Genomic DNA, 8122 nt, shown 5'->3' with positions numbered 1-8122 from the left:
GCCTCGTGTTTTATGTCGGGCCCCCCCCGGTCCCGGCCCCCCCCCCCCACCCCCACGCTCGGTGCGCACACCGACCCGACCCGGCCGCCCACGACGTCACGCACGGCCGGCCCCCTCCAGGACGTCGCGCACCAGGGCGACCACGTCGGCAGGGCGGAGGAGCTGCGCACGGTCGACGACGAGCACCGTCCACCCGCACCGTCGCAGCGCGTTGAGCCGCGCGCGGTCGCGCCGGATGCGGTCTGGCGAGTCATGATGTGCCCCGTCGTACTCGACGGCGACCTTGAGCACCGGCCAGGCGAGGTCGACGCGCGCGACGAACCGGCCGGAAGCGTCGCGCACCACGTGCTGGGTGACGGGCCGAGGCAGTCCTGCGAGGACGAGGAGCAGCCGGAGCGCGGTCTCACGCGGGGACTCCGCGCCGGGGTCGCACAGCGCGAGCACCCCGGGCACGCGCCGCACCCCCCGCTCACCTCGGAGCTCTGCCGCTGCGGCGAGGACCTCGTCGACCGGGATCCGGGAGCATGCGAGCAGAGCGTCGATCAGGGGCACAGCCACTGGGACGGGTTCGAGCCGCGCCAGGTCGAGCATGGTGCGCACGGGGGACGTGATGAGACCGAAGCCGCTCCGGCGGCACACGTCCTCCGGATCGAGAGTCGCGGACCGCACGGTCAGCCGGGCGCGCGACCGGACCCGGCGCGGCGGTGGGACCGCCATCTCGACGGGGTCGTTCGCCCCGACCTGGCGGGCTCCCCAGCACCAGGCGGCGCTCCGCCCGCAGACCACGGGGTCCGCGCCCAGCGCCGCCCGCGCGGCGAGGATCATCGTGCCGTGGTCGAGCGGTTCGGCGGCGTCCAGGTGGACCCCGCGCAGGAGGGCACGGTACGCCGGTCCGCGGAGTCGGGACGCAGTCGTCAGGGACAGGGCGGTGCGTCGCCGGAACGGCTCGCCGCGCAGCGGCCGGGGGACGGGGGAGGTGCGCATGGCGCAGTCTTGCGCGGTCGGTCCGGGGGCCGGTCGCCGCTGTCCACCGCCTGTGGGCAGCGGACCATGGGCGCAGCCTGTGGACGAGTGTGGGGCCGGCCGCAGGCGGCGGGGGCGTTCGCCGAGTGTGCAGTTCGGGCTGTCACGAGCGTCCGATGACAGCCCGAAGTGCACACTCGACGAGACGACCCGACCTGCCCCGCCCCCGCGGCCGCACCGCACGAGCCGAGCGACGCCGTCGGGCAGGAGCGGCAGGGTGGAGCGCGCAACGCCCCCTCAGCCCACCTCGCCGAACGCCGCCGCGAAGCGTGGCAGGCTCGCCTCGAGCGTCTCCATGCTCGCCGTGAGCGAGATACGGAACCGGCCCGGGGTCTCGAAGTACTTCCCGCCCAGGACCAGGACGTCGTGGTCGGCGAGAAGGGCCTCGAAGGCGCGGTCGTCGGGGTCGGGGGAGCGGGGGAAGAGGTAGAACGTGCCCTCGGGGCTGTGCAGGTCGTAGCCGATGTCTCGCAGCCCGGCGACCATGAGGTCGCGTTTGTGCTGGTAGAGCGCGACGTCGAACGGGATGCGCTCCAGGAGCGGCAGCGCGTGCTGGAGGACGGCGTTGGGGAACGCGTAGCCGATCGCGATCTGGAGCGCCTCGATCGCGGGCCGCAGGTCCTCGCGCCCAGGCAGGGTCGGCGGGACCGCGAGGTACCCGATGCGCTGGCCGGGCGCGAGGAGCGTCTTGCCGTAGCTGTAGGCCAGCAGGGTCCACGGGTAGACCTCGGCGGGGCTGTGGAACTCCGTGCCGTCGTAGACGATCCGGTGGTACGGCTCGTCCGACACCACGAAGATGCGGCGCCCGTTCCGCGCCGTGGCCTCGTCGAGCGACGTCGCCAGACGGCGCAGCTCGTCCAGGGGGTACACGCGTCCGGTCGGGTTGTTGGGCGTGTTGACGAGCACGACGCGGGTGCGCGGCGTGATCGCGTCCACGATCGCGCCGAGGTCCAGGTCGAACGTCTCGGGGGAGATCGGCACCTTGACCGGTACGAGCCCGGCCTCGCGCACGATCACCTCGTACGCGAACCAGGGCGGCACGCTGTAGACGACCTCGTCGCCCGGGTCGCACACCAGCTTGAGCGCGAGGGCCAGGGCGGTGAATCCGCCCGTGGTGAGGTGCACGTCGTCGGGATCGAAGGGCAGGTCCACCACGTCCCGCAGCGACTCCGCGGCCGCGGCCCGTGCGGCGGGCTCGCTGACCTTGTACCCGAACCAGTGCTCGTCGCGCGGGACGGCGCTCGCACGCAGCGCCTCGACGTACTCGGTCGGGGCCGGGTCGTGAGGGTTGCCGAACGTCAGGTCGAGGACCCCGGGGCGGGCCCGGCGCTCGGGGTACTCGTGCGCGAAGAATCCGAGCAGGAAGTCGAACGGTGTGGACCGCGCGAGGTCTCGCGCGCGTCGGGAGATCGTCTCGTCGGCCATGGGAGCTCCTCGCTCGGGCGACGGCGGGGTGGACGGCGGTGTCCGTGAGGTGGTCGCCGGGTCGGCGACGGTGGTCGCGGCGGGCGGCAGCGGGCCGCGCGGAACAGGCGGTTCCACGCTAGCACCGGGCCTGCGGACCGGCCGGGGCGAGGTGGGGAGGCCCGACGGCGCCGCTCACCCCGGGGCGCGTACCGCTCCGTCGGCGGGCCGGCCGTGGGCGACCTCACACCCTTTCCTGACGGGTCGACACGTTAGGATGGTTCGTCTGTCCGACTTCGTAGTTGGGGCGGTCGAACGGTCTGCGGCATCCCGCGACACGTCTCGATCCGGGCTGGAAACCCCACGATCCCCGCTGCGTCCCCGAAGGTCGGTCATGCCCGTTTCCCCTCCCTCCACCTCTGCGCCCTCGGCCCAGGTGGCACCTCCCTCCGCCGAGCCCCACGGCTTCGCTCCGGTCGAGCAGGACGCGCCGGTCGAGACCGGCCCCCGTCGCTGGTGGATCCTCGTCATCCTCGCGCTGACGCAGCTCCTCGTCGTGCTCGACGGCACGATCGTGAACATCGCCCTCCCGCAGGCCCAGGTCGAGCTCGGCCTGACCGACACGCAGCGTCAGTGGGTCGTCACGGCCTACGCGCTCGCTTTCGGCGCGCTCCTGCTCCTGGGCGGGCGGATCGCGGACTACTGGGGTCGCAAGCGCACCTACCTGCTGGGCATGGTGGGCTTCGGCGTCGCATCGCTGCTCGCGGGCCTCGCGCGCAACGGCACCGAGCTCGTCGCGATGCGCGGGCTCCAGGGTGTCTTCGCCGCACTGCTCGCGCCCGCCGCGCTCGCGCTGCTCACGGTCTCGTTCCCGCATGGCCGCCAACGGAACACCGCGTTCGCGGTCTTCGGGTCGGTCGCGGGGGTGGGCGCCGCCGTCGGGCTGGTCCTGGGCGGTGCCCTGACCGAGTTCGCCGACTGGCGCTGGTGCCTGTGGGTCAACGTGCCGGTCGTGGTGGTCGCGCTGGTCGCGGGCCAGCTGCTGATCCGTGAGAGCAAGGCCGAGGGGGACAACCGGTACGACGTCCTGGGGACGGTCGTCGTGGTGCTCGGCCTCGGCTCGCTCGTCTACGGGTTCACGCTCGCCGAGCACAGCTGGGCCGCACCGGAGACGATCGCGTGCCTCACGGCGGGCGTCGTCCTCCTGGCGCTGTTCGTGTGGGTCGAGTCGCGCGTCGCGCAGCCGCTGCTCCCGCTGCGCGTCCTGACGGACAAGGTCCGCGCGGGCGCGTTCGCGCTGCAGGCGATCTTCGGTGCGCTCATGATCGGTGCGCTCCTGTACCTTGCGCTCCACCTGCAGATCGTCATGGGTCTCTCGCCCCTGCAGGCGGGCCTGGGCACGCTGCCCATGACGATCATGACGCTCGTCCTGGCACCCGTGGTCACGCAGCTTCTCGCGCGGTTCGGCCCCCGGCCGCTCATGATCGGCGGGCCGCTGGTCGCCGCGGCCGCGCTCGTCCAGCTGAGCCGGATCACGGTGGACGGTGCGTACGCGGTCGAGGTCCTGCCGGCTCTGCTCGTGCTGGGCGCGGGCATGGCGCTGGTGCTGGTGCCGCTGCAGAACGTCGCGCTCTCGGGTGTCGAGCCGCACGACGCGGGCGCCGCGAGCGCGACCGTCAACGCCTCGATGCAGATCGGCGGCTCGATCGGGCTGTCCGTCTTCACGACGCTCTACGTGGGCGCGGTCGCCGGGGCCGTCGTCACGGACGAGGCGTCACAGCTCGCGGCGTTCGTCGACGGCTACTCGGCGGTGTTCGTGGCGACCGCGGTCACGCTGGTCGCGGGCGCCGTCCTCGCGGCCGTGCTGATCCGCGGTCCTCGCGAGCGCCTCCTGCCGCAGGGTGACCAGGTCGCGGTGCACCTGGGCTGAGTCGGTCCGGGTGGACGCGCCGCCGGCCCGTCGGCGAGTGTGCAGTTCGGGCGGTCTCTCGGCCTCCGGGACAGCCCGAACTGCACACTCGACGGTCCGGGCCCGTACCGGACCGGGGTGAGCGACGCCGTCGGGCGTGCTGGGGAGACGCCCGGCCCCCGGGGCCGCGCAAGCAGGGCGTCAGCCCGCGAGGAGCGCCCGGATGTCCCGCTCGGCCTGACCGGGCGACGCCGTCCGGCAGCCCTTGTCGACCCAGCCCTGGATCAGGCGAGGCTCGTCGCGCAGCAGCCCCCAGCCACGGCGCAGCAGGGTGCGCGGCGGCTTGCGCGACTCCCCGAGGTCGCGCAGCAGACGGAACCAGAACGTCATGAGCCGGGGCCTGCGCAGACAGATCGCGTCGGCCAGGATGCCCTCGGCCCGGCAGGCCGCGACGAGCTCGGCCGCGAAGATCCCCTCCGCGATCACGAGCCGCGACCCGCTCACGTCGAGCTGCGTCGTGCCCGTGCGGCGCGACGTCGGGATGTCGTAGACCGGGACGTCCGAGCGGCCCGTCGTGACGAGCGCGAGCAGCGCCTCCATGGCGCTCGCCGAGTCCCAGCTCCCGGGGGAGTCCCAGTCGACGATCCCGAAGCGCTGCGGCATCCCGGGGTGGTCGACGTCGTGGTAGAAGTCGTCGAGCTCGACGACCGGCAGGCCCAGACGCCGGGTGAGCGATGTCTTGCCCGAGCCCGACGGCCCCGTCAGCAGGACGATCCGACGGGGAGGGACACGCGTGCCCTCGGGCAGGTCGAAGAGGCCGTTCGTCACCCGACCATTCTCCCAGCCCGCGGACCTACCCGGGTGCGCGGCGCCGTCGGGCACGGGCTGGGCCCAGCGCGGGCGCCGAACCTGTGCACCCAGTGGGAGCCCGTACGGGAACTACGTACGTACCGAACTGTGCGGGCGCCCCTGATGTGGGCGCCGCGACGCGCGGCCTAGCGTGACGGCACACGATGCCGCGACAACGGTGCCGCGGCCGTGCTGGGGAGGCGGTCGATCATGCAACGCAGCAGACGGTCCGTGAGGCGGTGGCTCGCCGGAGTCGCCGCGACGGCAGTGGTGGCGGTACCGCTCGTCGCGCAGGTACCCGTGGCGTCCGCGGCCGAGGCGTGCGCGCCCGCGTGGTCGGCGTCGTCGGCGTACACGGGCGGGAGCGTCGCGTCGTACAGCGGGTCCAACTACAAGGCGTCCTGGTGGACCCAGGGCGAGACACCGGGGACGCAGCAGTGGGGGGCGTGGAAGATCGTCGGGCCCTGCGGGACGGACCCGACGGGCACGACGGGAGGGACGACGGGCGGCGACCCGACGGGCACGACCGGTGGGACGACCGGCACGACCGGTGGCACGACCGGCTCCACGGGCGGCACGACCGGAGGCGACCCGACCGGCGCCGACCCCGGCACCCCCATCTCCACCAACCCGCAGGAGAAGTGCCGTCCCGACGGGCTCGCCGTCAACAAGACCGTCGACGTGCCCTACTGCGACGTGTACGACGAGGCCGGGCGCGAGAAGCTGCCCAACGGGCTCGACCGCCGCGTGATCGGGTACTTCACGTCGTGGCGGACGGGCAAGGAGGGGACGCCGTCGTACCTGGCGAGCGACATCCCGTGGACCAAGCTGTCGCACGTCAACTACGCGTTCGCGCACGTCGGACCGGACTCGAGGATCTCGGTGAACGCCGAGTCGGCGACGAGCGAGGCGACGGGCCTGACGTTCGCGGGCGCCGAGAACGCTCTCGACCCGACCGTCCCCTACAAGGGCCACTTCAACCAGCTCACCAAGTTCAAGAAGCAGCACCCGGGCGTGCGCACGCTCGTGTCGGTCGGCGGCTGGGCCGAGACGGGCGGCTACTTCGGGGTCGACGGGAACCGTGTCGCCTCGGGCGGCTTCTACACCCTCGACACGCAGGCCGAGTACGACGCGTTCGCGGCGTCCGCGGTCGCGATGGTGCGGACCTACGGGTTCGACGGGATCGACATCGACTACGAGTACCCGACCTCGAACGTCAAGGCCGGGAACCCGGACGACTTCCAGATCGCGGACGCGCGGCGTGGGCAGCTCTGGAAGAACTACGAACAGCTCATGAAGACCACGCGCGAGGCCCTCGACAAGGCCGCCGCGCAGGACGGCGAGTACTACATGCTGACCATCGCGGCCCCCGCGTCCGGGTGGCTGCTGCGTGGTATGGAGGTCTTCCAGATCATGCCGTACCTCGACTACGTCAACGTGATGTCCTACGACCTGCACGGGACGTGGAACGACTTCGTGGGCGGCAACGGCGCCCTGTTCGACGACGGCAAGGACGGTGAGCTCGCAGCCGCAGGCGTCTACGGGGCGTACGACGGGATCGGGTACCTCAACGCCGACTGGGCCGCGCACTACTTCCGCGGGGCCGTGCAGGCCGGGCGCATCAACATCGGCGTCCCGTTCTACACGCGTGGCTGGACCAACGTGCAGGGCGGGACCAACGGCCTGTGGGGCAAGGCGGCGCTGCCCGACCAGACCAAGTGCCCGCCCGGCACGGGCCCCTCGCTGGGCGGCACGTCCAAGTGCGGCAACGGCGCGGGCGGGATCGACAACATCTGGTACGACGTCGACAAGGCCGGGGCGAAGATCCCTGCGGGCGGCAACCCGATCTGGCACATGCTGAACCTGCAGAACGGCAAGGTCGGCTCGTACGCGGCGGCCTACGGCGCACCGACCGGTCCGCTGACCGGGACCTACCAGCACAACTTCGACCCGGTCACCAAGACCGAGTGGTGGTGGAACGCGCAGACGAAGTCGTTCATCTCGGGCGACTCCGACCAGGCGATCCAGGCCAAGGCCGACTACGTGGTCGCGGGCGGCTACGGCGGCCTCATGATCTGGGAGCTGGCCGGGGACTACGGCCTGGACCCGGCGAGCGGCGAGTACGGCATGGGCGACAGCCTCGTGACGCGCATGCACTCGACGTTCTCCACCGCGGCGCCCTACGGAGCGGCCAAGTCCAAGACCGCGACGCCCGCGCAGGCGATCGACCTCGGGGTCTCCTTCTCGGAGTTCGCGCTCGGGGACAACAACTACCCGATCAACCCCCGGGTGACGTTCTCGAACAGGTCGACGGTCGCGATCCCGGCGGGGTCGACCATCGCGTTCGACTTCGCGACGACCACGTCCGCGACGATCGGCGAGCAGAACGGCTGGGGCATCACGACGGTCGCGGGGCACTCGGGCAACAACGTGGGCGGGCTCAAGGGGGACCTGCACTCGGCGACGCTCAAGGTGCCCTCGGGCGGCATCCCGGCGGGGGGCTCGGCGTACACCAAGCTGTCGTGGCGGCTGCCCATGGCGCAGATCTCGAACGTCCGCGTGACGATCGGGACGAACACCTACGCCACGACCTACGACCACCCGCGCGGTGTGCAGGTCGTGAACCCGGTGGTCTCCGGCGGGACGACGGGCGGGACCCCAGGCGGGAGCCCGGGCGGCAACACCGGCGGAGCCGGGTGCTCGGCGGCCCCGTGGGTCGCCGGGACGGCGTACAACGGCGGAGCGCAGGTCACGCACGCGGGCCACAGGTGGTCCGCCCGGTACTGGACGCAGGGCAACGCCCCGGTCGCCAGCGACTGGGGGCCGTGGAAGGACGAGGGGGCGTGCTGACCCCCTGAGGCCGGTGCCGAGGTAGAGGAATCGCGGCGGGGTGGTTGGGGGGGGGCCACAACCAACAACCCGGCCCCCCCCCCCCCC

Annotated in this window: 5 protein-coding genes; 2 read left to right on the top strand and 3 right to left on the bottom strand. The window is 72.6% G+C overall.

The window, feature by feature from the left end; all coding sequences use genetic code 11:
- Positions 1–96: 96 nt before the first annotated feature.
- The gene (locus ACFRCR_RS14480) at positions 97–984 is read right to left on the bottom strand and encodes a DUF559 domain-containing protein (protein ID WP_377678482.1); all 888 of its coding nucleotides are present in this window, start codon (positions 982–984) and stop codon (positions 97–99) included.
- A gap of 276 nt (positions 985–1260) precedes the next feature.
- Positions 1261–2448, bottom strand: coding sequence for an aminotransferase class I/II-fold pyridoxal phosphate-dependent enzyme (locus tag ACFRCR_RS14475; RefSeq protein WP_377678481.1), 1188 nt, complete (start codon positions 2446–2448; stop codon positions 1261–1263).
- Positions 2449–2821: 373 nt separating this feature from the next.
- Here ACFRCR_RS14475 and ACFRCR_RS14470 point away from each other — a divergent pair, with 373 nt between their 5' ends.
- On the top strand, positions 2822–4357 hold the full coding sequence (locus ACFRCR_RS14470; RefSeq protein ID WP_377678479.1) for an MFS transporter: 1536 nt from the start codon (positions 2822–2824) through the stop codon (positions 4355–4357).
- 180 nt (positions 4358–4537) lie between these two features.
- On the opposite strand, the gene ACFRCR_RS14465 is transcribed toward ACFRCR_RS14470, so the two are convergent.
- Positions 4538–5164, bottom strand: coding sequence for a uridine kinase (locus ACFRCR_RS14465; RefSeq protein WP_377678477.1), 627 nt, complete (start codon positions 5162–5164; stop codon positions 4538–4540).
- Between the two features lie 231 nt (positions 5165–5395).
- Here ACFRCR_RS14465 and ACFRCR_RS14460 point away from each other — a divergent pair, with 231 nt between their 5' ends.
- The gene (locus ACFRCR_RS14460) at positions 5396–8035 is read left to right on the top strand and encodes a glycosyl hydrolase family 18 protein (RefSeq protein ID WP_377678475.1); all 2640 of its coding nucleotides are present in this window, start codon (positions 5396–5398) and stop codon (positions 8033–8035) included.
- Positions 8036–8122: the final 87 nt, after the last annotated feature.

This window comes from Oerskovia sp. NPDC056781, assembly GCF_042789955.1.
Taxonomy (GTDB): domain Bacteria; phylum Actinomycetota; class Actinomycetes; order Actinomycetales; family Cellulomonadaceae; genus Oerskovia; species Oerskovia rustica.
The sequence above is the reverse complement of the archived record's forward strand: the minus strand, read 5'-3'. Positions and strand labels throughout refer to the sequence as shown.